Origin of the sequence: Mycolicibacterium aichiense (genome assembly GCF_010726245.1) — a bacterium.
GTDB classification, from domain to species: Bacteria; Actinomycetota; Actinomycetes; order Mycobacteriales; family Mycobacteriaceae; genus Mycobacterium; species Mycobacterium aichiense.
In genome coordinates this window covers 2,380,958-2,404,355 of the sequence record NZ_AP022561.1, presented here as the reverse complement: position 1 = coordinate 2,404,355, position 23,398 = coordinate 2,380,958, and the positions used below count along the sequence as shown (strand labels likewise).

Annotated in this window: 20 protein-coding genes; 2 read left to right on the top strand and 18 right to left on the bottom strand. The window is 67.8% G+C overall.

Annotation, left to right across the window (positions count from 1 at the left end):
• Positions 1-3: 3 nt before the first annotated feature.
• From pyrF to pyrR, 7 genes are read right to left on the bottom strand one after another with little or no spacing between them, the layout of a single operon-like run.
• Entirely contained in the window at positions 4-840 is an 837-nt protein-coding gene (pyrF, locus tag G6N32_RS11655) for an orotidine-5'-phosphate decarboxylase (protein WP_172507281.1), read from the bottom strand.
• Entirely contained in the window at positions 833-4,174 is a 3,342-nt protein-coding gene (gene carB, locus G6N32_RS11650) for a carbamoyl-phosphate synthase large subunit (RefSeq protein WP_115319733.1), read from the bottom strand. The genes pyrF and carB overlap by 8 nt, the downstream gene beginning before the upstream one ends.
• Positions 4,175-5,296 (bottom strand): glutamine-hydrolyzing carbamoyl-phosphate synthase small subunit, encoded by a 1,122-nt coding sequence (carA, locus tag G6N32_RS11645; protein ID WP_115319732.1) that lies wholly within the window; start codon positions 5,294-5,296, stop codon positions 4,175-4,177.
• Positions 5,293-5,823 (bottom strand): PH-like domain-containing protein, encoded by a 531-nt coding sequence (locus G6N32_RS11640; RefSeq protein WP_115319731.1) that lies wholly within the window; start codon positions 5,821-5,823, stop codon positions 5,293-5,295. Before G6N32_RS11640 ends, carA begins: the two co-directional genes overlap by 4 nt.
• Complete coding sequence (locus G6N32_RS11635) at positions 5,820-7,112, bottom strand: dihydroorotase (protein ID WP_115319730.1); 1,293 nt, start codon at positions 7,110-7,112, stop codon at positions 5,820-5,822. Before G6N32_RS11635 ends, G6N32_RS11640 begins: the two co-directional genes overlap by 4 nt.
• Positions 7,109-8,062, bottom strand: a complete 954-nt coding sequence (locus G6N32_RS11630) for an aspartate carbamoyltransferase catalytic subunit (RefSeq protein ID WP_115319729.1) — start codon at positions 8,060-8,062, stop codon at positions 7,109-7,111. Before G6N32_RS11630 ends, G6N32_RS11635 begins: the two co-directional genes overlap by 4 nt.
• On the bottom strand, positions 8,059-8,625 hold the full coding sequence (gene pyrR / locus G6N32_RS11625) for a bifunctional pyr operon transcriptional regulator/uracil phosphoribosyltransferase PyrR (RefSeq protein ID WP_115319728.1): 567 nt from the start codon (positions 8,623-8,625) through the stop codon (positions 8,059-8,061). Before pyrR ends, G6N32_RS11630 begins: the two co-directional genes overlap by 4 nt.
• A 122-nt stretch (positions 8,626-8,747) precedes the next feature.
• Between pyrR and G6N32_RS11620 the strand changes: the two genes are divergently transcribed.
• The gene (locus tag G6N32_RS11620) at positions 8,748-9,950 is read left to right on the top strand and encodes a serine hydrolase domain-containing protein (protein WP_115319727.1); all 1,203 of its coding nucleotides are present in this window, start codon (positions 8,748-8,750) and stop codon (positions 9,948-9,950) included.
• Between the two features lie 23 nt (positions 9,951-9,973).
• Here the strand turns inward: G6N32_RS11620 and G6N32_RS29105 are convergent, their stop codons facing one another.
• From G6N32_RS29105 to G6N32_RS11570, 10 genes are all read right to left on the bottom strand, one after another.
• Entirely contained in the window at positions 9,974-11,464 is a 1,491-nt protein-coding gene (locus G6N32_RS29105; RefSeq protein ID WP_147292019.1) for a hypothetical protein, read from the bottom strand.
• A gap of 54 nt (positions 11,465-11,518) precedes the next feature.
• Positions 11,519-13,000 carry a hypothetical protein gene (locus G6N32_RS11610; protein ID WP_147292018.1) on the bottom strand — a complete coding sequence of 494 codons (1,482 nt, stop codon included), beginning with the start codon at positions 12,998-13,000 and terminating at the stop codon, positions 11,519-11,521.
• Between the two features lie 281 nt (positions 13,001-13,281).
• Positions 13,282-14,022, bottom strand: a complete 741-nt coding sequence (locus tag G6N32_RS11605; RefSeq protein WP_115319724.1) for an inositol monophosphatase family protein — start codon at positions 14,020-14,022, stop codon at positions 13,282-13,284.
• Positions 14,022-15,104, bottom strand: a complete 1,083-nt coding sequence (locus tag G6N32_RS11600) for an ABC transporter ATP-binding protein (RefSeq protein WP_115319723.1) — start codon at positions 15,102-15,104, stop codon at positions 14,022-14,024. Before G6N32_RS11600 ends, G6N32_RS11605 begins: the two co-directional genes overlap by 1 nt.
• 23 nt (positions 15,105-15,127) lie before the next feature.
• The gene (locus tag G6N32_RS11595) at positions 15,128-15,943 is read right to left on the bottom strand and encodes a carbohydrate ABC transporter permease (RefSeq protein ID WP_115319722.1); all 816 of its coding nucleotides are present in this window, start codon (positions 15,941-15,943) and stop codon (positions 15,128-15,130) included.
• Positions 15,940-16,794, bottom strand: coding sequence for a carbohydrate ABC transporter permease (locus tag G6N32_RS11590; protein ID WP_232077611.1), 855 nt, complete (start codon positions 16,792-16,794; stop codon positions 15,940-15,942). Before G6N32_RS11590 ends, G6N32_RS11595 begins: the two co-directional genes overlap by 4 nt.
• Positions 16,795-16,849: 55 nt before the next feature.
• On the bottom strand, positions 16,850-18,166 hold the full coding sequence (locus G6N32_RS11585; RefSeq protein ID WP_115319721.1) for an ABC transporter substrate-binding protein: 1,317 nt from the start codon (positions 18,164-18,166) through the stop codon (positions 16,850-16,852).
• Positions 18,167-18,197: 31 nt separating this feature from the next.
• On the bottom strand, positions 18,198-18,971 hold the full coding sequence (locus tag G6N32_RS11580; RefSeq protein ID WP_115319720.1) for an SDR family NAD(P)-dependent oxidoreductase: 774 nt from the start codon (positions 18,969-18,971) through the stop codon (positions 18,198-18,200).
• Positions 18,968-20,452 carry an FGGY-family carbohydrate kinase gene (locus G6N32_RS11575; RefSeq protein ID WP_115319719.1) on the bottom strand — a complete coding sequence of 495 codons (1,485 nt, stop codon included), beginning with the start codon at positions 20,450-20,452 and terminating at the stop codon, positions 18,968-18,970. The genes G6N32_RS11580 and G6N32_RS11575 overlap by 4 nt, the downstream gene beginning before the upstream one ends.
• Positions 20,449-21,258 carry a DeoR/GlpR family DNA-binding transcription regulator gene (locus tag G6N32_RS11570; protein WP_232077609.1) on the bottom strand — a complete coding sequence of 270 codons (810 nt, stop codon included), beginning with the start codon at positions 21,256-21,258 and terminating at the stop codon, positions 20,449-20,451. Before G6N32_RS11570 ends, G6N32_RS11575 begins: the two co-directional genes overlap by 4 nt.
• A gap of 170 nt (positions 21,259-21,428) precedes the next feature.
• Here G6N32_RS11570 and G6N32_RS11565 point away from each other — a divergent pair, with 170 nt between their 5' ends.
• Positions 21,429-22,235, top strand: a complete 807-nt coding sequence (locus tag G6N32_RS11565) for a BtpA/SgcQ family protein (protein ID WP_115319717.1) — start codon at positions 21,429-21,431, stop codon at positions 22,233-22,235.
• On the opposite strand, the gene G6N32_RS11560 is transcribed toward G6N32_RS11565, so the two are convergent.
• Entirely contained in the window at positions 22,232-23,371 is a 1,140-nt protein-coding gene (locus G6N32_RS11560) for an acyl-CoA dehydrogenase family protein (RefSeq protein ID WP_115319716.1), read from the bottom strand. The genes G6N32_RS11565 and G6N32_RS11560 overlap by 4 nt on opposite strands.
• Between the last annotated feature and the right edge of the window lie 27 nt (positions 23,372-23,398).

The window sequence follows — 23,398 nt, the reverse complement described above, 5'->3', positions numbered from 1 at the left end:
GGCTCAGGCGAGGTACGTCACTGCATCGCGCAGCTGCTCGGCCGCCGCCCGGATCGCGGCAACGTCCGGACCGGCGCGCAGGACCTCCCGGCTCACCGCGGGCAGTACCTGCCCGGGTAGGGCGCCCCCGAGACCGCCGAGCGTCTCGGGGCGTCCGCCCTGGGCGCCGACGCCGGGCACCAAAACCGGCCCGCCGAGCTCGCTGAGGTCGGGCACCACGTCCAGCGTGGCGCCGACCACGACGCCGACCGACCCCAACCGCGGGCGGTCGGCGCGGTTGATCGCGGCCGCCTCATCGACTATCGACTGCGCGACGGTGCGCTGCCCGGCCATCGCGCACTGCACAGAGGCACCCTCGGGGTTGGACGTCGCCGCCAGTACGAACACGCCGCGGCCAGTGCTCGCGGCCAGCTCCAAAAGCGGTTGCAGAGAACCGAACCCGAGATAGGGCGATGCGGTGACGGCGTCGGCAGCCAGCGGACCGTCACCGGCCCACGCCTGGGCGTACGCCGCCATCGTCGACCCGATATCGCCGCGCTTGGCGTCGGCGAGCACCAGCACACCCGCCTCCCGCAATGCCGCGATCGTGGCCTCGAGGACGGCGAAACCCGCTGAGCCGTAAGCCTCGAAGAACGCCACCTGCGGTTTGACGATCGCGAATCCGGCGTAGGCCTGCACGCAGATCTCGCTGAACCGGGCCAGTCCGTCGGCACTGACCGGCAGGTCCCAGGCGCGCAGCAGCTCCGGGTGCGGGTCGATGCCCAGGCACAGCGGACCGCGCGCGGCGATCGCGTCGGCCAGCCGGGCGCCGAAGGCCTCTGATCGGCCCATCTCAGTCATGACCCAGCGCGGCGTGCAGTTCCTGCAGTGAGCGCACGTCGATGTCATCGCGGATGCCGGCCTCGATGCCCTGGACCGCCGCGGACGCGCCCTGCACCGTGGTGATGCACGGGACGTTCATCGACACCGCGGCCGACCGGATCTCGTATCCGTCGATGCGTGGCCCGGAGTTGCCGTACGGGGTGTTGATCACCATGTTGACATCGCCGGCCAGGATGGCGTCCACCGCCGACATGGCGGGGCGGCCGTCTCCCGGCTCCTCGAAATGCTTGCGCACGACGTCGCACGGAATCCCGTTGCGCCGCAACATCTCCGCGGTGCCTTCGGTGGCCAGCACGCGGAAGCCGAGGTCCGCGAGGCGCTTGACCGGGAAGACCAGCGAGCGCTTGTCCCGGTTGGCCACCGACACGAAGATCGTGCCGGTGCTGGGCAGCGATCCGTAGGCGGCGGTCTGGCTCTTGGCGAACGCGCTCCCGAAGTCGCGGTCGATCCCCATCACCTCGCCGGTCGACTTCATCTCCGGCCCGAGCAGCGAGTCGATACCCGTGCCGTCGGCCTTGCGGAACCGGTGGAACGGCAGGACCGCCTCCTTGACTGCGATCGGGGCGTTCGGCGCCGGGGTGGCGCCGTCGCCGGTCGCGGCCAGCACGCCTTCCGAGCGGAGCTGGGAAATGCTGGCGCCCAGCATGACTCGTGCGCAGGCCTTGGCCAGCGGTACCGCGGTGGCCTTGGAGACGAATGGCACCGTGCGGCTGGCCCGCGGGTTGGCCTCCAGGACGTAGAGGACATCGTCTTTCAGCGCGTACTGCACGTTGAGCAGGCCGACCACCCCCACACCGTGCGCGATCGCCTCGGTGGCCCGCCGTACCGCCTCGATGTCGCTGCGGCCCAGCGTCACCGGGGGCAGGGCGCACGCCGAGTCACCGGAATGGATGCCTGCCTCTTCGATGTGCTCCATCACGCCGCCGATGTAGACCTCGGTGCCGTCGCAGAGCGCGTCGACGTCGATCTCGATCGCGTCTTCGAGGAACCGGTCGACCAGGACCGGGTGTTCGGGTGAGAGCTGCGTGGCGCGGGTGATGTAGCCGTGCAACGTCTTCTCGTCGTACACGATCTCCATCCCGCGCCCGCCCAGCACGTAGGACGGCCGCACCAGCACCGGATAGCCGATCCTGGCCGCGATCTCGCGGGCCTGCTCGAAGCTGGTGGCGGTGCCGAACTTCGGTGCGGGCAGGCCGGCTTGGTGCAGCACCTGCCCGAATCTGCCGCGGTCCTCGGCCAGATCGATGGCCTCGGGCCGGGTCCCGACGATCGGCACCCCGGCGTCGGCCAGCCGCTGCGCCAGACCCAGCGGCGTCTGCCCTCCGAGCTGCACGATCACCCCGACCACACCCGGGCCGCCCTGCCCGGATTGCGACTCGGCGTGGTACACCTCGAGGACGTCCTCGAAGGTGAGCGGTTCGAAGTACAGCCGGTCGGCGGTGTCGTAGTCGGTGGACACCGTCTCGGGGTTGCAGTTGACCATCACGGTCTCGAAGCCGGCCTCGCTCAGCGTGGTCGCAGCGTGTACGCAGCTGTAGTCGAACTCGATGCCCTGTCCGATGCGGTTCGGCCCGGACCCGAGGATCAACACCTTCGGCCGCTCGGTCTGCGGGGCCACCTCGGTCTCGGCCGCGGGGTCCAGCTCGTAGCTGGAGTAGTGGTAAGGGGTCTTGGCCTCGAACTCGGCCGCACAGGTGTCGACGGTCTTGAACACCGGATGGATGCCGAGACGCTGCCGGAGCGCGCGGACCCCGGCCTCCCCGGCCAATTCGGTGCGCAGCGAGGAGATCTGGCGATCCGAGAGTCCGCTGTGCTTGGCCCGGCGCAGCAGGTCCTCGTCGAGGACCGGGGCGTCGAGCAACTCCTGGCGCAACGCCACCAGGCCGGCGATCTGATCAACGAACCACGGGTCTACGCCGGAGGCCGCCGCGGTCTCTTCCACACTGGCGCCGAGGCGCAGCGCCAGCTCGATGTCATAGAGCCTGCCCTCGGTCGGGGTGCGCAGCCGGTCCAGTACGTCGACCACCGAGCCGTCATCGTCGCGGCCGGTCCAGAACCCGGCACGGGTGGTTTCCAGTGACCGCATCACCTTGCCGAGCGCCTCGACGAAGTTGCGGCCCAACGACATCGCCTCGCCGACCGACTTCATCGTGGTGGTCAGCGTCGGGTCGGCGCCGGGGAACTTCTCGAACGCGAACCGCGGCGCCTTGACCACCACGTAGTCCAGCGTCGGCTCGAAACAGGCCGGGGTCTCCTTGGTGATGTCGTTGACGATCTCGTCGAGGGTGTAGCCGATCGCCAGCTTGGCGGCGATCTTGGCGATCGGGAAGCCGGTCGCCTTCGACGCCAGCGCGCTGGACCGCGACACCCGCGGGTTCATCTCGATGACGATGAGCCTGCCGTCTTTCGGGTCCACCGCGAACTGGATGTTGCAGCCACCGGTGTCGACGCCGACCTCACGCAGGATCGCGATTCCCAGATCCCGCATGACCTGGTACTCGCGGTCGGTGAGCGTCATCGCCGGAGCCACGGTCACCGAGTCGCCGGTGTGCACGCCCATCGGGTCGAAATTCTCGATCGAGCACACCACCACCACGTTGTCGTGGTGGTCGCGCATCAGCTCGAGCTCGAATTCCTTCCAGCCGTAGATGGATTCCTCGATCAGCACGTTCGCGGTGGGCGATGCGGCCAGGCCGTCGCCGGCCATCCGCTCGACGTCCTCGACCGAGTACGCCATACCCGAACCCAGGCCGCCCATCGTGAACGACGGCCGCACGACCACCGGCAGTCCGAGCTCCGCGACGGTCTCGCGGACCTCGGCCATCGTGTAGCAGACCCGTGACTTCGCGGACTCGCCACCGACTTTCGCAACGATGTCCTTGAACTTCTGCCGGTCCTCGCCGCGCTGGATGGCGTCGAAGTCGGCGCCGATCATCTCGACGTCGTAGCGCTCCAGCGCGCCGTTCTCGTACAGCGCGACCGCGGTGTTCAGCGCGGTCTGTCCGCCCAGCGTGGCCAGCACGGCGTCGATCTTGTTGCCGCGCGCCGCCTGCTGGGCGATCACCTTCTCGACGAACGCCGGGGTGATCGGTTCGACGTAGGTATGGTCGGCATACTCCGGGTCGGTCATGATCGTCGCCGGATTGGAGTTGATCAGGGTGACCTCGAGACCCTCGGCGCGCAGCACCCGGCAGGCCTGGGTGCCGGAGTAGTCGAACTCGGCTGCCTGCCCGATCAGGATCGGGCCGGAGCCGATGACCAGGATGTGCTTCAGGTCGTCGCGACGTGGCATCTACTTCTCCCCCGCCATCAGGTCGATGAATTGGTCGAACAGGTAGTTCGCGTCATGTGGCCCCGCCGCGGCCTCCGGGTGGTACTGCACCGAGAAGGCCCGTCCGTCAACGAGTTTGATGCCCTCGACGACGCCGTCGTTGGCACACGTGTGGCTGACGATGGCCGGCCCGAAGTCGGTGTCGAACCGTTCGCCGGCTTCGCCTTCCAGCGCGAAGCCGTGGTTCTGTGCGGTGATCGCGACGGTGCCGGTCTGGTGGTCGATCACCGGCACGTTGATGCCGCGGTGCCCGAACACCATCTTGTAGGTGGACCGGCCCAGCGCCCGGCCGAGGATCTGGTTGCCGAAGCAGATGCCGAACAGCGGGATGCCGGCGCCGAGCACCGCGCGGGTGACCTCCACGATGTGGTCGGCGGTCGCCGGGTCGCCGGGCCCGTTGGACAGGAAGACCCCGTCCGGCCGCAGGTCGGCGATCTGCTCGAATGTTGCCCCGGCGGGCAGCACGTGGGTGGCGATGCCGCGCTTGGCGAAGTTGCGCGGGGTGTTGGTCTTGATGCCGAGGTCGATGGCCGCGACCGTAAATCGTTGCTCCCCTTCAGATTCGACCGTGTACACCGCTTCGGTCGACACCTGGCCGGCCAGGTCGGCGCCCAGCATCGAGGGCTGATTGCGAACCCGGCTCAGCAGTTCCTCGGTGTCGGCGAGCGCGGGCCCGGAGAACACGCCGGCCTTCATCGAGCCGCGGGTGCGCAGGTGGCGCACCACCGCGCGGGTGTCGATGCCGGCGATTCCGACGATGCCCTGCCGGGCGAGTTCGTCGTCGAGTGTCCCGGTGGCGCGCCAGTTCGAGGCGCGTGGCGACGGGTCGCGCACGACGTAGCCGGCCACCCAGATCTTGTCGCCACGGCTTTCGGCGTCCTCGTGGTTCCAGCCGGTGTTGCCGATCTGCGGCGCGGTGGCTACGACGATCTGGCGGTGATAGCTGGGATCGGTGAGGGTCTCTTGATAGCCCGACATCCCGGTGGAGAACACCGCTTCGCCGAGAGTTTCTCCGACAGCACCGAATTCAGTACCGGTGTAGACCCGCCCGTCCTCCAGTACCAGATGGGCTTTACCCGTCACGCTGCTTCTCCTGTTGTCGTCCACCGGGCGTAGTCGCGGCGGTCGTCGCCGCGAAAGCCCGTATCGATCTCGGTGCCTGATGGCAGCCGCCACCGGATCGCCAGGATTCCTGCCGGCGATTCGGATTTGTTGCGGCCACCGGGGATGACCTTTCCCGCCAGTCCGCGCTCGGTGCGGATGGCGGTGATGGCGTCGTGCGGGATCCAGATCGGCGTCGCGCCGGAACGCTCGAGCAGGATGCCTTCCGGATAGCCGGTCAGCACCGCCTTGGACCGGTAGCCCAGGTCGCCGGCGGCGATGCGTTCGAGCCAGTTCGGTGCCAGCGTACTGCCGATATAGAGGCCGCGGGTAGGCGCGATGGTGGCCGAGCCGAGCAGGTCGGGAAGGGGCGGCAGCTCGCCGAGCAGATCCATCTGCCGCCGGGCCCGCCGCTTCCAGCCGCGCAACATCCGGCCGATCAGCACACCGATGATGACGACGATCACGAACGCGAAGACGAACGAACCGATCGCCGTGCCGGTATTCATGCTGGGCTCTTCCCATCCCGCGCCGTGACCACACCGCGCAGCAGGGTCGCGGTGACCGTCGCCGGCAACGTCATCGCGGCGAACGGGGTGTTGGCCGAGCGGCTGGCCAACTCGGCGCCCTCCACCACCCAGGTGGCGTCGGGGTCGACGACGACCAGGTTGGCCGGCTCGCCCACCTCCAGCGGGCGGCCCTGGTCGTCGAGCCCGACGATGCGGGCCGGGTTCTCGCTCATCACCCGTGCGACGCCGCGCCAGTCCAGCAGGCCGGTCGCCACCATGGTCTCGACGACCACCGACAGCGCGGTCTGCAGGCCGAGCATCCCGGGCCGGGCTCTGGAGAACTCGCAGCACTTCTCGTGCTCGGCGTGCGGGGCGTGATCGGTGGCCACACAGTCGAGCACACCGTCGGCCAGCGCCTGGCGCAGGGCTTGGGCGTCGGTGGCCTCACGCAGCGGCGGGTTGACCCGGTTCACGCCGTCGTAGTTGACCAGCCTGCTGTCGTCGAGCAGCAGGTGATGCGGGGTGACCTCGGCGGTGATCGAAATACCCTGCTGTTTGGCCCATTTGATGATCTCGACCGTCCCGGCGGTGGACGCGTGGCAGATGTGGACGCGGGCACCGGCGTCCCGGGCCAGCAGCGCGTCACGGGCGACGATCGATTCCTCGGCGGCCCGCGGCCAGCCGGCCAGGCCGAGTCGCGCGGCATTGGGGCCTTCGTGCGCGACGGCACCGACGGTGAGGCGGGGCTCCTCGGCGTGCTGGGCGATCAGCACGCCCAGGCCGGTGGCGTACTCCAGCGCCCGGCGCATCACCAGCGGATCGTCCACGCACACACCGTCGTCGGAGAACAACTTGACCTGGGCGAGCCCGCCGGCCATCAGGCCCATCTCGGTGAGTTGTTTGCCCTGCAGCCCCACCGTGACCGCTCCCACCGGGTGCACATCGACCAGGCCGACCTGCTGGCCGCGCCGCCACACGTGGTCGGTCACCACCGGGCTGTCGGCCACCGGGTCGGTATTGGCCATCGCGAACACCGCGGTGTACCCGCCCAGAGCCGCTGCAGCCGAACCGGTTTCGATGTCCTCGGCGTACTCGCGACCCGGCTCACGCAGGTGGGTGTGCAGGTCGACGAAGCCTGGCAGCAGCACCTGCCCGGTGGCGTCGATGACGTCGGCATCGTCGGGGACGGCGAGCTTCGGGCCGATGTCGGCGATCTGGCCGTCAGCGGCAAGGACGTCGACCTGATCGCCTTCGCCGTAGAGCTGCACACCTCGGATTAACACGCTCATACCGACACCGCCTCGTCCGTGCCGACCAGCAGATGGAACAACACCGCCATCCGGACATGCACACCATTGGAAACCTGTTGCAGCACCGCTGATTGCGACGAATCCGCCACGGCGTAGGAAATCTCCATACCGCGCAGCATCGGCCCGGGGTGCAGCACCACGGCATGGCCGGGCAGCACGGCCTGCCTGCGATCGGACAGCCCGTACCGGATGGAGTACTCCCGCTCGGAGGGGAAGAATCCGCCGTTCATCCGTTCGGCCTGCACCCGCAGCATCATCACCGCGTCGGCGGCGGGCAGCTCGGCGTCGAGGTCGTGCGACACCGTCACCGGCCAGTCGGAGACCCCCACCGGCAGCAGCGTGGGCGGTGACACCAGCACCACCTCGGCGCCCAACGTGGACAGCAGCGACACGTTCGACCGCGCCACCCGGCTGTGCAGGATGTCGCCGACGATCACCACCCGGCGGCCTTCGATGTCACCGAGGCGCTGGCGCAGCGTCAAGGCATCGAGCAAGGCCTGCGTCGGATGCTCGTGAGTACCGTCCCCGGCGTTGATGACCGACGGACCGGTGCCGTCGTCCTCGAGCGTCCATTCAGCCAGCTGCTGGGCGGCGCCGGAGGCCGGGTGGCGGATGATCAGCGCGTCGGCGCCCGCGGCGCGCAGCGTCAGCGCGGTGTCCCGCAACGATTCGCCCTTGGCCACCGAGGACCCCGAGGCACTGACGTTGATCACGTCGGCGCTCATCCACTTGCCCGCCACCTCGAACGACACCCGGGTGCGGGTGGAGTTCTCGTAGAACATCGTGATGATCGTGCGCCCACGCAGGGTCGGCAGCTTCTTGACCTCACGTCCGAGCAGCGCCTGCCGGAACCGGTCGGCGTTGTCCAGGATCGCGGTGGCCTCGTCGCGGGTCAGGTCGCCCGCCGACAACAGATGCCTGATCGTCATCTGGCCGGCCCTCCCTGCGGTGCGATCCAGATACCTTCCACGCCGTCGTCCTCGACCAGCCGCACCTTGACGTTCTCGCTGCGTGAGGTGGGCACGTTCTTGCCGACATAGTCGGCCCGCAGCGGCAGCTCGCGGTGCCCGCGGTCGACCAGGACCGCCAGCTGCACCACGGTGGGGCGGCCGATGTCGCGCAGGGCGTCCAGCGCCGAACGGATCGACCGCCCGGTGTAGAGCACGTCGTCGACGAGGATCACCAGAGCGCCGTCGATTCCGCCCGCCGGGATGGAGGTTTCCTCCAGGGCGCGGGGCGGCTTGAAGTCCAGGTCGTCGCGGTAGAGCGTGATGTCCAGGCCGCCGCGCTCCACGCTGACGCCGGAGAACTCATGGATCTTGGCAGCCAGCCGGTTGGCGAGGGTGACGCCCCGGGTCGGAATGCCGAGGAGGATGACGCGGGGCGCATCGGGGCCGTCGAGGGCGGTCTTCTCGATGATCTGGTGGGCGATGCGGGAAACGGTTCTACCGACGTCCGCATCGGACATCAATTCGCGGTCGGTGGAGCCCACGAGCTTTCCGGACCTCCTTCTCCGCCTCTCTGGACGGATCGTTAAAGGATGTCGAACTGTCGGGCAGCCTAACACCCCTTGCCGGCGGATCCCGAAACACGCCCGTCAGTAGAGTTCTTACGGTGAACCTCGGGGACAACCGCACCTCCGTCGTGCAGGCAGTCGATTCCGGACTTCTGGCCGGAGCCGTCACCCTGGCCTGGCAGCGGGGAAACATGCTGCAGGTCAACGAGATCGGGTATCGCGACGTCGAAGCCGGTCTGCCGATGCAGCGCGACACGATCTTCCGGGTCGCCTCGATGACCAAGCCGGTGACGGTCGCGGCCGCGATGGCACTCGTCGAAGAGGGCAAGCTCACACTGACCGATCCGGTCACTCGCTGGCTGCCCGAGCTGGCCGACATGCAGGTCCTCGCGGACCCGGCCGGTCCATTGGACCGCACCGTGCCCGCGCGCCGGGCGATCACGATCGACGACCTGATGACCCACCGCAGCGGGCTGGCCTACGTGTTCTCGGTGGCCGGACCGATCAGCCGCGCCTACGGCCGGGTGTCGCTGCGCCAGGACCAGGATCACTGGCTCGCCGAGATCGCCCGGCTGCCGCTGGTGCATCAGCCCGGTGAGCGGCTCACCTACAGCCAGGCCACCGACGTGCTCGGCATCGCGATCTCCCGCATCGAGGGCAAACCGCTGCACACGGTCCTCGCCGAGCGGATCTTCGAGCCCCTCGGCATGTCCGACACCGGCTTCTTCATCTCTCCCGACAAGCGCGCCCGGGCCGCCACGATGTATCGCCTCGATCCGGAAGCCGGCCTGCAGCACGACGCCATGGGGCCCATCCCGGTGACCGAGCCGCGGTTCTGTCAGGGCGGGGCCGGTCTGGTCACCACTGTCGACGACTATCTGCGGTTTGCCCGCATGCTGCTGGGCGGCGGTGACGTCGACGGGGTTCGGGTCCTGTCGGCGGAGTCGGTGCATTCGATGCGTACCGACCGGCTCACCGCGGAGCAGAAGCAGTTCCCCTTCCTGGGTCTTCCGTTCTGGGTGGGGCGCGGCTTCGGCTTGAACCTGTCGGTGGTGACCGATCCGGCGAAATCCGCACAGTTGTACGGCCCCGGTGGGCTGGGCACGTTCAGCTGGCCCGGCGCGTACGGAACCTGGTGGCAGGCCGACCCGGCCAATGACCTGATCCTGATCTACCTGATCCAGAACTATCCGAACATGAGCGCGCCGGCCGAGGCGGTGGCCGGTAACACCTCACTGGCCAAGCTGCAGTCGGTGCAGCCGAAGTTCGTCAAGCGGACCTACGGCGCGCTGGGTCTGTAGCCGGCCCGCCGCGGCCCGGCTGGTCAGCCTCTCTTGCCCTTCGCAGCCGATTTCGGGGCCTTCGCGGCCGAATCCGGGCCGTTGGCAGCCGATTTCGAGGCTTTGGCGGACGGCTTGGAGGCTTTGGCGGTCGTTCCGGTGATGTTCCCGTCGACGTCGTTGTCGGACGACCCGCTCGTCCCCGGTCTGCCGGTGCTGCCCAATGGGCCGCCCTTGCCCCCGGCACCGCCGGCGCCGCCGCTCGCTTCGCCCGTGCCCCAGGTCGCCGATCCGCCGCCATCACCGCCGTTACCACCGCTCGACAGGGCAGCGCCGCTGCCGCCGGCACCACCGTCGCCGCCGAAAGCTCCCCCGTCGTCGGAGTACGCGCCGCCGCCGTCGCCGCCGTGTCCACCGGCACCGATGCCGACCTTTCCGCCCGCGCCGCCGGGACCGCCGACGCCTTGAGCGACGTTGTACGCGTCTCCATAACCGCCGTCGCCACCGTTGCCCGACGCCCCATAAGCGGCGTCACCGCCCCGGCCGCCTTCGCCGCCGAATGCGACGTCGGCAACGTCGTCGCTGGTCGCCTCCGCGTCGCCGCCTTTGCCGCCCTTGCCGCCGGAACCGATCGTGCCGGCGCCACCGGCGCCGCCGTCGCCGGCAACGGCATTGCCGCTCTCGGTGATGGCCTTCCCGCCGGCACCGCCTCGGCCACCAGAGCCGAACACACCGCCCTTGCCGCCCACACCGCCGTCGGCGCCGAACGCGTCTCCGATCGCCCGGATGTCCGCACCGCCGGCGCCGCCCGAGCCGCCGTACCCGAACAAGGCCGCGCCCGCACCACCGGCGCCACCGTCTACCGCCGCCGACAGCTGGTTGCCATCGTCGTCGTACACGGCATCGGCACCGTCACCGCCGTCACCGCCGATCCCCATGAACAGACCGGCGTTACCGCCGCGGCCACCGTTGGCGCCATTGCCGCCGTTGCCGAACAGGATTCCGCCGTTGCCGCCGTTGCACGCCGCACCCGTGCAGTCCGCCGGTGCGTCGACGCCGTTGCCGATGAAATAACGGACCATATCGGCAACTTCGGCGAGCGGGCCGGGTACGGCGGCGGCGAGCGCCACAGTCTTGTGAGCCGAGGTGTCGACACGCACCGGGGCCGCTGTGGGGGTGGCGAAGACCCGGGCGGCGACCAGTGCCGTCGGGGTCGCCACGTCGGAAGCGCTGACGGTCGACACGGTCGCATGCGCGATGACGGCGGGCAGCTGCGAGGATTCCGCAACCCGCGACGGTACGACGACCGACGCCCCCGTGCTGGGAGTAAGGGGGACAGGCGCAACCGGAACAGACGGGTAGGCCATCGGGGCTGTGGCAGTGGAAGCGGTGGGCAGCTCGGCAGCAGGCGCGGCCGACTGCGTGACGGCCGGTATCACCACCGAGCCGGCGACCACCACGCCGGTGATCACGGGCGGGGCGAACGTCCCCATGCACCGGCCGACGGCCCCGCGGACGCCACGAGTTTGCGCCATTAGTATCTCCCCCTGAGTTCAGCTGTGCGGCAGTCGTATTCGATGAACGCGACGCTAGACTTTGATCGTTCTGGGAATCGCACGATTCTCGATGAAGAGTTCTGGAGTGCCGCCCGCAATGGGAACTTCCACCCGGACGTTGCTCAGGTAGATCGTCTGTACCGGCGTCTGCACAACCAGCGTTCCGGTCACGACGTCAACCGGAACCTTGGCCTCGACCCACCCCGTGGTGTGCGGCGGCAGCGGGACCTGCACCGTCTGAGTGGTGGTGAAGGTGTCGGTCCACGTGCTGGTGTATTCGGTGCTGACTTCAGCCTTGATCACGCCCAGTAGGTCGAACCCACCCTTGACGCCGCCCTTGAGGCTGGACGAGTACGCCTTCGAGACCGTAATGGCCACTGGCGAACTCGTGTCCTTGTCGGTGTTGTTGTGCACGACCGAACCGACCACCTGTGCCTGGCCGCTGCCACCGGTTATGACTTTCGAGTCCACCCATCGGCAGCTCACCCCAGATGCACTGCAGAGACCGACGAGCTTCTGTTGACGATCCACCGGCAGGTTGGTCGCGTCGAGCGCAGAGTTGCCGGCAGCGAGCACGAACACCGTCCGGCGGGCGTCCCCTTCGTCACCTTCCACCTTGCACCGGCTGGTATCGCAAATCGCCAGGCCGCCATTGCCGGTCACCGGCCGAGCCTGCCAATAGGTGTATTCCGCACGGACATCAATGATGGCGCCGTCGCTGTCCTTGAACGACAGGATCACATCGGTGTCCCGGAACGCCGTGGTCGTGAACAGTCCGAGGATCGAGGTGCGCTTCTGGGCGAGTTCGAGCGTGATCTTCTCGCCCGGAGCGACGATGGTGCCGACCGGAGGCGTCCTGACGATGGACCGGCCGGCGCCTTCGGGCGTGATGATCTTCACGTCGGTCAAGGTGAGCGACGTCGGCGCCATGTTGTAGATCGTGTAGAGCTGGAATCCCTTGGACGGGGTATCGGACGACCTGGTGTCGATAGTGGCGGCAGCAGTGCGCAGCGCGGCCAGACCCGCGGTCATGGAGCCGGCGGGGTTGGTGAACAAGTTCGTCACCGACTGCGAGAGCGCCGATTGCATGTGCTCCAGATCCCGGCGCACGCCCCCCAGCATCGCTTCGAGATCCGCTGGTGATGGAATCGCGGGTGCGCCACCACCTTTCAATGACGCCAACGGATTGGTCGCCGATCGGACGGTGGCGGCCTTGACCGATGCCGAGGTCTGCAAGGCCGGCCGGGTGGCTGCGCCGGCCCGCACTGAACCAGACTTCGACGTGTCCGACTTCGAGGCATCCGACTTCGATGTGGCCGGCTTCGACTTGGCGGCCGCGCGCTGCGGTCCCGCTGACTTGGACTCGGTACCGTGCGAGCCAGTGTCATTGGATGACGGTGCCGCGGCGGCGATTCCGTGCCCGGTGGCCAGCGCGGCCCCGAGTCCGGTCGCGACGGCCAAGCCACCGATCCGTGCGTAGCGCACTGCCGACTGGCGCGAAGAAGTTGCTCCCACGACCCAAACCCCCCGATAACGATGTGCGATGAGACGACGCCTCCGCGGTGCACAATGACAGCACCAGATGGCGAACCCGCGGAGTTACTGTAAACAGCAGTGGATGGTTTGGCAACCGAAGATGAACTGATCTAAGTAAGTGCACCACCACGCACCTAGCCAAAGACTTAGGCAGAGAGCCTGATTTCAGCCATCACCCTCGCCCCCACGATTTAACGCTCATCAATGCAGCAAATTACGCTGCGAGACGTCGCGAATTGTGCTAACGCAGTGGTCGGACCTCACGGCAGCTCGACGGCCACTGCCGACGCCCCCGGGACCGGCCGGCTGACCCGGAGCCCGGCTTCTTCGGCGATGACGGCCGCGGCGGCCCAATCATGCTCGGCGAGGTCGGTTTCGACGAACCCGTCGATGGCTCCCTCGGCGACGGCGCAGATCGCCAACGCCGCCGAACCGAAGATCCGGGCGTCGGTGTACTCGCGCATGTGCTGCGCGGTCAACGTGAACTGCTCGCGGCGGACATCGGCGGAGTACGAATAACCCATGCCCAGCAGTCGCGCCCCTCGGTCACCGTCAGGGCCGGTGAGCCGGCGTACCCCGGCCGCGTCGGCGAGCCAGGCGCCGCCGCCGCGCTGCGCGAAGTAGGTCTTGCCCAGCGCCGGGGCCACCACCGCCCCGGCGAGCCAGCGGTCTTCGGCGTCCACTGCGCCGACACACGTTGCGTAGTAAGGGATTCCCCTGGTGAAGTTGGTGGTCCCGTCGAGTGGATCGATCGACCATCTCACCGCAGCGCGCCGCCGCACGGCGGGGGGCAGTTCCTCCCCGGTGATCTCGTCGGCGGGCCGCCGCGCGTCGATCACCCCCCGCACCGCATGCTCGGCGGCGACGTCGACGTTGGTGACCAGATTGCCCCGCTCCCCCTTGGTCGTGATCTGGAGATCGCCTCGGGCGCCTGCCGCGAGCACGTCCGCCCCGCTGCGGGCGGCAGCCAGGGCAACGTCGAGCAACTCCGCGGTGTCCATCACGACTCGATGCGAGCGCCGGTGGTCTTGTCGAAGACGTGCAGTCCGCCGTCGCGGACCGACATCGCCACCCGGGCGCCTTCGGCGAGATCACCGAGCTGCGCGATGTCGAGAACGCTCACCAGCGTGCAGCCGGACGCCTCGACGGCGACGATCGCGCGCGGGCCGAGATGCTCGATCAGGGCCACCCGGCCGGTGGAGCCGAGTGGTCGGTCGCTGTCGCCGTCGGCCCGGCTCAGCACGAGATGCTCCGGACGGAAACCGACGGTCACCGGCTCGGAGTGCCGGGCGACGTCTCCGACCGGCAGCGCCAGGCCGTCGGTCGAGCGGAACAGCCCGCCGTCGATCACGCCGGGCACCAGATTCATCTTCGGACTGCCCACGAAGCCGGCGACGAAAGTGCTGGCCGGCTTGGTGTACACCTCCAGCGGGGCGCCCTGCTGGGCGATGCGGCCTTCGTTCATCACGACCATACGGTCGGACAGCGTCATCGCCTCTTCCTGATCGTGGGTCACATACAGCGATGTGATGCCCAGCCTGCGCTGGATGCGCAGCAGCTCGGTGCGGGTTTCGACGCGGAGCTTGGCATCCAGGTTGCTCAACGGCTCGTCGAACAGGAACACCGCAGGTTCCCGGATGATCGCCCGGCCGATCGCGACGCGCTGCTGCTGACCGCCGCTGAGGTCCTTCGGCTTGCGCGACAGTGCGCCGGTGAGGCCGAGTGTCTCGGCGACGACCGCGGCACGATCGCGGGCTTCCTTCTTCGCGATCTTTTTGGCACGCAGCGGAAACGCGATGTTCTGCTCGACGGTCAGGTGCGGATACAGCGCGTAGTTCTGGAACACCATGGCGATGTCGCGGTCCTTGGGTTCCAGCGCGGTGACGTCCCTGTCGCCGATCCTGATGGTCCCTGCGGTGACGGGTTCCAGGCCGGCCAGCATCCGAAGCGACGTCGACTTACCGCATCCCGACGGACCCACCAATACGGTGAACGAGCCGTCGGCCATCTCGAGATCGAGGTCGTGGACGATGCGAGCGTCACCGTAGGCCTTGTTCACACCACTGAAAGTGACTGTAGCCATGCTGTTTTCGTTCTCCTGCCGTGCTAGGTCTTGACCGCGCCGCCGCTGATGCCCTGGACCAGGCGGCGCTGAACAAAGAAGCTCGCGATGACAACCGGGACGACGGCGATCAGGATCGCCGCGCACATCGACCCGATCTGCACTCCGCGGAAGGTGTTGAACCCGGCGATCGCCACCGGCAGGATCTTCGCGTTGCCCGGCGCCAGGATCAGGCCGTAGAACATGTCGTTCCACGACAGCGTGAAGCCGAAGATCGCCGACGCCCCGATGCCCGGCAACACTTGAGGCAACACCACCAGCAGGAACGCCCGGAACCGGCCGAAACCGTCGACTCGGGCCTGCTCTTCGATGGACTTCGGCACCGCCTCGAAGAAGCCGATGAGAAACCACGTCACCACCGGCGCGACGAAGCTCAGGTGCGCGAAGATCACCGGGACCAGGCTGTCCTGCAAGCGCAGCGCATAGGCCATGGTGAGGAACGGGAAGACCAGCACTGCCGGCGGAATCATCTGCGCGGCAAGCAGTCCGAATCGGGTGACGGTGCCACCTGCCCGGTACGTGGTGATCGCGTAGGCGCCCATGCAGCCGACCACGAGGCTGATGGCCACGCTGATGGATGCGACGAAGAAGCTGCGTGCCGCCGCGTCGAGGATGCCCGAGGACAGCACCGACCGCCAGCTGTCCAGATTGGGGCTGAACAAGACGAGGGCCGGATCATTGAGCTGAACAGGAGATTTGAAGCTGGCCAGGACGATCCATGCGATCGGCATGACCACCACGACGACGCCGACCCACAGCACCACGATGCGGGCCAGGGTGTATCCCTTCACGCTGCTCATGCGTCGCGGTTCCTCTCCAGCAGCCGGAAGGTGATCACAACCGCGGTCAGTACCACGGCGAGCACCACGAACGCCATCGAGGCCGCGCTGCCGAGCCGGAAGAACTGCACGCCGGTCTGATACGTGTAGTACTGCAGCGTCTGGGTTTCGGTGCCGGGCCCGCCCTTGGTGGTGGCGTAGACGTATTCGAAGACCTTCATCGCGTCCAGCGCCCGCAGCAGCACCGCGACGGCCAGCACGGGCCGCAGCAGCGGCAGGATGACCCGCCAGAACACGTACCAGGGCGGGGCGCCGTCCACCCGGGCCGCCTCCAGCGGCTGTTTGGGAATCGATTCCAGGCCGGCCAGCAAGAGCAGCACCATGAACGGTGTCCACTGCCAGACGTCGATGAGGGCCAACGTGTACAGCGCGTGCCCCGAACCCAGGAAATCGATGTCCACACCGAACTTCTTCAGCACGAACGGGATAGCGCCGAGCTGGTCGTTGAGCAGGAAGCGGAACGTCAGACCGACGGCGACCGGCGTGATGAACATGGGCGCCAGCAGCATCGCGCGGGTGACGTCCCGGGCCCACTTCTGGCGCTGCAGCGCCATCGCCAGCACCAGGCCGATGACCAGTTCGAGTACCACCGCCACCAGGACGTAGGTGGCGGTGGTCCCGAATGCCTGCCAGAAGTCCGGGTTGGTGAGGGTGTTGAGGTAGTTCGTCAGCCCGACGAACCGGGGCGCGCGCCGATCGGTGAGCTTGTAGTCGGTGGCGCTGAGGTAGAGCGCGTAGAACAGTGGGAATCCGACGACCGCGACGAACAGCGCCAGCAGCGGACTCAACATCCCGTATTTGAATCTGGTCATGCCGGGTCCTCCCTACTCGTCACGGTCGCCGGATCCCACAGTGTCAGAATCGGGGTCAGCCCCGGGTCTTCTCGGCTGCGGCCTGAGCGTCGCGCAGCGCGTCGTCGATGCTCTTGGTGCCTGCCACGGCCTCGTTCAATTCCGTTCCGACGGCCTGGATCATCTCCTCGGCGTTGGTCTGGTTGCTCAGCGGCTTGGCCTTGGACAGGATGTCTTTGACCACCGAGTAATAGTCGGCACCGAATCCGTCGGCGAGCACCTTGGGATCCTGCGTGCTGCTGCTGCGAATGACCGCGCCGCCCTTGACGACCCGCTCGAGGTCGACCGGCTTGGACGTCAACCAGGAGGCGAATGCCCATGCGGCGTCGGCGTTCCCGGAGTTCTGCGGGATCGCCCAGCTCCACGAGCCCAGCACATCGACGCCACCGGGCATGGCCGTCAGCTTGAACGGGCCGACGCCGGACTTGGCCGCCGTCCCGTCCGGGGCGTTCAGTGACGGCAGGTTCCAGTTGTAACTCACCAGTGACGCCGACTGTCCGCTGGACACCGACCGGCCGGCCTCGTCGAAGCCCCAGTTGAGGCTGTTCTTCGGGGCGGCGGTGTTGTACAGGTCGACGTAGGCGGACAGCGCCTTCTTGGCCTCAGGGGTGTCGAGGGTGTACTTGCCCGAGTCGTCGTAGATCGAACCGCCCGCGGCGAACAGGAAGTTGGCCCATTCCTCGAAGACCTTGTAGCCGCGCTGCGGCTGCATGGCGATGCCGGCCCGGTCACCGGAGACCAGCTTCTTGGAGTTGGCCACCAGGTCGTCGAGGGTCTTGGGTTCGCTCAGGCCCGCCTTCTGGTAGTCGGGCACGCTGTAGATGTAGCCGAGCGCGTAGTTGTAGAACGGCACCGCGTACCGCTTACCGTCGACGGTATCGATGTCGGTGAGCGGCTTGAAGAAGTCTGCGTAGTCGTAGTCCGCTGTTGAGTCGATGCGAGAATCCAACGGCTGCAACCAGTTCGCGGCGACGAAGTCCTTCATCCAGACGTTGTCGACGACGACGAGGTCGTAGGTCGCCTTGGGCGCCTGGAAGGATGCGACCAGCTTGTCCCGGATCTGGTCGTAGGTCTGCGGCTCGATGCTCACCTTGATGTTCGGGTACTTCTTGTTGAACTCGGGGATCATCGACTTGACGATGTCAGTGTCGGGCACGTTCTCCATCAGGATGTTGACGGTGCCCGAGATATCGGTCGGGACCTGGCCCGACCCGGTCGCGGACGGGGCTTCCGGCCCGCCACTGCCCGCGCACCCTGAGAGTAGGAGCGCTGACGCGCCGATGGCGCCCAGACATGTTGCGGCGCGCCGCAACCCTGGAGTTGTGAACTTCATTGCTTCCCCTTTTCAGTGGTGAACATCAGGGCTAATCCATGTAGGCGCCGCCGTTGACGGCCAGCGCCTCGCCGGTGATGAACCGGGCGTCATCGGAGAGCAGGAAGGCGACGGTGTAGGCGACGTCCTCCGGCTGCTGTAAACGGCCGAGCGGTGTGTCATCGATCCACATCTGCTTGACCTTCTCGGGCGTGGTTCCGCGAAGCTGTGCCTCCCAGTCCAATTCGCGCGACTGCATCGGGGTGGCCACGAATCCGGGGCACACACAGTTGACGGTGATGCCGTGCTCGGCGAGTTCGTATGCCATCGCCTGGGTCAGGCCGACGACGCCGTGCTTGGAGGCGACGTAGTCGGACAGATACGGCACCCGGCCCTGCTTGCCCGCCATCGACGCCGTGTTGACGATCGTCCCGCGGCGCCCGGTGCGGACCATCGCGCGGGCGGCCGCCTGACCGCAGATGAAGACCCCCTTGAGGTTGATGTCCATCGTCAGGTCGTAGTTGTCCAATGACACGTCGAGGAACGGCACCATGAACGAGATACCGGCATTGCTCATCCACGCGTCCAGCCCGAGCCGGTCTGCGATGTCGTCGGCGACCATCGCGGCCTGCGCCGGGTCGGTGACATCGAGCTGGGTGGCTTCGTGGCCCAGGCCGGCCGGGTCGTCCAGCCCGGCTGCCACCGCGGTGGCGGCGTCGAGATCGATGTCGGTGACCACCACCCGCCAATCACGTTGGGCGGCAACGGTGGCGATCGCCTTGCCGATCCCCGATCCGGCTCCGGTGACGACCACGGTCTTGCTCATTGACGAGTCCTTTCAGCTAGCGTGTGCGAGATGGCGGTGGTGGCGGTGGCCAGGTCGCGCCATTCCTGGTATGCGGCGTCGTAGACCGCGACATTGGCGGGGTCGGGCACCACGGGTTCGCCGAGCCTGACGAACGGCCGGCACTGGTCCCATCCCGCCAGCGCCCCGACACCGACTGCGGCGATCAGCGCGGCCCCCAGCGAGGCGCCGGGATGGTCGACGATGGGATGCACCGGCACGCCGAGTACCTCGGCGTGGATCTGCTTCCACAGCGTGGACTTGCTGCCGCCGTTGGTGATCGACGCACGGCCGAGTTCGATGCCCAGTTCGCCGAACACCTCGACGTGGTGGCGGAAGCCGAAAGCGATGGCCTCCAGGGTCGAGCGGTACATGTCGGCCCGGGTGGTGCCCAGGTGCAGACCCGCGTAGACCCCGCGCAGATCCGGGTCATGCAGTGGGCTCTTCTCGCCGAGGAAGTACGGAAGGCAGAGGACTTCGGCAGGGCGACGGTGCTGCGCCTCCTCGTCCAGGTTCAGCAGATCCTCGCCGCCGATGAGGCTTTGGAACCAGCGGATCAGGCTGCCGCTGGTGGCCATGCAGCCATTGGGCAGCCACCGTCCGGGCACCGGATGGGCATCGAGGTAGAGGCGTCGGTCGACGACGGGATCATCACTGGCCACGAGGATGTCGCCGGCGCCCCCCAGCTTCACCAACCAGTCGCCGTGTTCTTCGACGCCCGCGGCGAAGGCCGACAGCACGTGGTCGGCACCGCCGACCACCAGAGGTGTGCCCGCGCGCAGTCCGCTGCGTTGGGCCATCTCGGCGCTGAGCCCGCCGGCAACGTCTCCGGGCGACCGGACGGGCGGCAGGAGCTCGGGATCGATACCGGCGGCTGACATCACCGCGCCGACCGGCTCTCCCCCGATGGTGAACAGGCCGGATTCCAGGGCCCAGTTCCTCTCGACATGGGCAGGCGCGCCCAGGGCGACCAACAGCCAGTCGTAGGAGCCGACGAAATGGGCTGTCCGCGCGGTGATGTCAGGTTCGTTGCGCTGCAGCCAGAGCACGGTGGGCGCGACCGACTGCTGGGTCAGTGCGGCACCCGTCAACGCGACGAGGTCGATATCGGCCAGGGCCGTTGCCAGGGTGCGGATCTCATCGGCGGCGCGGGCGTCGTTCTGCAGGATTGCCCGGCGCAGTGGTCGGCCCTCGGCATCGATGGCGATGACGGCAGGCACCATGCCCGTGGTGGCAATGGCTGTGACGTCGGCCGGTGCGATACCCGCCGTGGCGACGACCTCGGTGAGCGAGCCGACCACATTGGCCAGCCACTGGTCCGGGTCTGCCTCGGCCCAGCCGGGCCGGTCACTGAAAAGTGTTGATTCACGGCTGGTTTGGGCGACGATGCCACCGTCGGTGTCCAGCAGCACCGTCTTGGTGCCGGTGGTGCCGATGTCCACGCCGATGGTGAAGCCGCTCACAGGGCTTCGTCCAGAACGCCGTCGCCGGGCTTGTCGTCGCGATCCACGCAGAGCACCTCCACGCCGAGGTTGCGGGCAGCGACCAGGGTGGGGTGATCGGGCGGACTGTCGGTGACGATGTGGCCCGCCGCGCTCAGCGGGGCAACGGTCAACAGCTGCACCCGGCCGAGTTTGGACTCATCGGCGACGACGATGATCCGGTCCGCGGCGCCGGCGGCCGCACGCTTGGCGCTGCCCTCGAGCCGGTGATAGTCGGTCAGGCCGCGGACGGGATCGACACCGGCGACACCCATGATGTAGGTGTCGCAGTTGTACATCTGATAGACCGCTTCGGTTTCGAAGCCGATCAGGCTGAGCTCGCCGGGGCGAAGATGCCCCCCGGTGACGATGATCGTGGTGTCCGGTTCGTCCGCGAGCTCGATTGCGGCCAGCAGGCTCGGCGTCACGATGGTGAGCCCGAGCCCGCGGCCGCGGATGGCCCGGGCCACCGCCAGTACTGTGCTGCCGCTGTCGAGGATGACGGTCTCGCCCGGCTCGAGGAGTTCGACCGCCGCCTCGGCGATGTGCATCTTCTCGGTGGCCGATCTCGACGCCCGGCTCTCGAAGGATGGCTCTTCCGCCTTCTGATAAGCCTTGATCGCGCCGCCGGTGATGCGCCGGACCAGACCGGATGCCTCCAACGCGTCGACGTCTCGGCGGATCGTCATCTCGGAGACGCCGTATTCCTGTGCCAACGAGGCGTATTCGATCTCGCCCTCGTCAAGGACCCGCTGCTCTATCTGCGCACGCCGCGTCTTGGCTGACACCAGTTCGCCCGCTCCTTGTTGTGAGTGATTCACGAAGTGTGGGATTCAATGTAAAGTCTTCACGACTTGGCTGCAACAATTACCGGAGTTTCCGGAACAATCTGTAATTTTCTTGCAGAACGCGTCAGCCGTGCGTTAGAAACAGACAGTCTCAACCGAAAGGGGTTCACATGGCCGACTGGGTGCGCGAGGTCTTCTCCGTAGCGAAGCCTGTGATCGCGATGCTTCACCTCTCCGCGCTGCCCGGGGACCCCGGATTCGACACCCGCGCCGGGCTCACGGCCGTGGTGGACCGCGCCAAGGAGGAGCTCGACGCGCTCCAGCAGGGCGGCGTCGACGGGGTGATGATCTCGAACGAGTTCAGCCTGCCCTACCTCACGAAGACCGAACCGATCACCGCGATCACGATGGCCCGCATCATCGGTCAGTTGCTCGGCGACATCTCGATTCCCTACGGGGTCAACGTGTTGTGGGACGGTCGCGCCTCGATCGACCTCGCCGTGGCCACCGGCGCACAGTACGTCCGCGAGATCTTCACCGGCGTGTACGCCAGCGATTTCGGGTTGTGGGACACCAACGTCGGTGAAGTTGCCCGTCACCGCGCCCGCATCGGCGGTGCCGGGGTGAAACTGTTCTTCAACATCGTTCCCGAGTCCGCCACCTACCTCGCGCAGCGCGATCTCGCGTCGATCACCCGGACCACGGTGTTCGCCACGCTTCCCGACGCCATCTGTGTATCGGGGCTGACGGCCGGCGCCCCAACGGATCTCGAGGCACTGTCGGTGGTCAAGAAGAACGCGGGGACCGTCCCGGTGTTCGTCAACACCGGCGTCAGGGCCGAGAACGTCGCCGACCAGCTCGCCGTCGCCGACGGCGCCATCGTCGGCACGTACTTCAAGAAGGACGGCATCTTCGAGAACCCGGCTCAGCGCGAACGGGTGGCCGAGCTCATGGCCAATGCCAGGAGCGCCGGCTAGACCATCGCGATCGGCGAGACCGGCGCGCCGATCTCCAGCGCGCCGGCCAGCTCGCGGCTCACGTCGTAGTCGAACACCACGTGGCCGGAGATGACGTCGATGTCCCGTTTCGCGCGCTGGAGCGGGTTGTGCAGGAAATGCGCACTGGCACCGGAGGATTCGAGCAGATCGGCGACGACGGCACGAGACTCGTGGACGATGTGCGCGGCGGCTACCCGGGTCCGGGCGCGGACCGTGCGCGGGATCCGGGTGCCGTCGGTGACCAAGCCCTCGATCAGATCGACCGTGTCGTCCAGCAGGCCGTGCAGCGCGCGTAACCGCACCCGGGCATCGCCGAGGCGGATCTGAGCGGCCGGCTGTTGTTTCTGGGTCACCCCGGAGTAGGCCAGCACGCGCTCACCGAGCCGGGCTGCGAACCCGTCGGCGACCGCCTCCGCGGCACCGAGTGCCGGCATCGCCGCCAGCAGTGACAACGCAGGGACCATCGGCCACCGGTAGGCGCTCGCATCGTGCAGCGCCGCACCCGGCGCGGTGCCGCCATAGACGTCGACGACGCCGACCAGGCGGTGCTCAGGCACGAACACGTCGTTCACCAGCACATCGTGCGAGCCGGTCCCCCGCATCCCGTCGGTGTGCCAAACATCCTCTACGGCAACGTCGTCGAACGGCAACAGGACCAGCGCGGGATACCTGCCGTCGTCGGGTCCACACAGGGCGCCGACCATCACCCAGTCGGCGGCCATGATCCCGGTGGCCCAGGACCACCGCCCGGACAGCCGCACCCCGCCGTCGACGGGCACCGCGCGACCGGTCGGCGCCAGCGGCGCCGGGCACAACACCGGCCCGTCGGCGAACACCTCGTCCTGCGCCTGCTCGCCGAACAGCGCCAGCATCCAGTTGTGCAGGGTGTAGAACCCCAACGTCCAGGCACTCGATACACAGCCATGGGCCATTCGGCGCACCGGTTCCAGGATGTCCGGGAACGGCGCCTGGTCCCCGCCGTAGCGGGCGGGCAGCAGCAGTCGCGCCAGCCCGCTGGTCCGGTAGTCGGCAATGGTGGCGTCGGGCAGACGGCGCAGCTCTTCGGCCTCTACGGCGCGCCGCGCCAGGCGCGCCACGAAGTCGTCGCTGATCATCGGCCGAACGCTACCATACCTTTTGGT

Excerpts from the sequence above, each read along its gene's own strand:
- pyrF (WP_172507281.1), bottom strand. The coding sequence starts at position 840 with ATGACTGAGATGGGCCGATCAGAGGCCTTCGGCGCCCGGCTGGCCGAC.
- carB (WP_115319733.1), bottom strand. The coding sequence starts at position 4,174 with ATGCCACGTCGCGACGACCTGAAGCACATCCTGGTCATCGGCTCCGGC.
- G6N32_RS11640 (WP_115319731.1), bottom strand. The coding sequence starts at position 5,823 with ATGAATACCGGCACGGCGATCGGTTCGTTCGTCTTCGCGTTCGTGATC.
- G6N32_RS11635 (WP_115319730.1), bottom strand. The coding sequence starts at position 7,112 with ATGAGCGTGTTAATCCGAGGTGTGCAGCTCTACGGCGAAGGCGATCAG.
- G6N32_RS11630 (WP_115319729.1), bottom strand. The coding sequence starts at position 8,062 with ATGACGATCAGGCATCTGTTGTCGGCGGGCGACCTGACCCGCGACGAG.
- G6N32_RS29105 (WP_147292019.1), bottom strand. The coding sequence starts at position 11,464 with ATGGCGCAAACTCGTGGCGTCCGCGGGGCCGTCGGCCGGTGCATGGGG.
- G6N32_RS11605 (WP_115319724.1), bottom strand. The coding sequence starts at position 14,022 with ATGGACACCGCGGAGTTGCTCGACGTTGCCCTGGCTGCCGCCCGCAGC.
- G6N32_RS11600 (WP_115319723.1), bottom strand. The coding sequence starts at position 15,104 with ATGGCTACAGTCACTTTCAGTGGTGTGAACAAGGCCTACGGTGACGCT.
- G6N32_RS11595 (WP_115319722.1), bottom strand. The coding sequence starts at position 15,943 with ATGAGCAGCGTGAAGGGATACACCCTGGCCCGCATCGTGGTGCTGTGG.
- G6N32_RS11590 (WP_232077611.1), bottom strand. The coding sequence starts at position 16,794 with ATGACCAGATTCAAATACGGGATGTTGAGTCCGCTGCTGGCGCTGTTC.
- G6N32_RS11585 (WP_115319721.1), bottom strand. The coding sequence starts at position 18,166 with ATGAAGTTCACAACTCCAGGGTTGCGGCGCGCCGCAACATGTCTGGGC.
- G6N32_RS11580 (WP_115319720.1), bottom strand. The coding sequence starts at position 18,971 with ATGAGCAAGACCGTGGTCGTCACCGGAGCCGGATCGGGGATCGGCAAG.
- G6N32_RS11565 (WP_115319717.1), top strand. The coding sequence starts at position 21,429 with ATGGCCGACTGGGTGCGCGAGGTCTTCTCCGTAGCGAAGCCTGTGATC.
- G6N32_RS11560 (WP_115319716.1), bottom strand. The coding sequence starts at position 23,371 with ATGATCAGCGACGACTTCGTGGCGCGCCTGGCGCGGCGCGCCGTAGAG.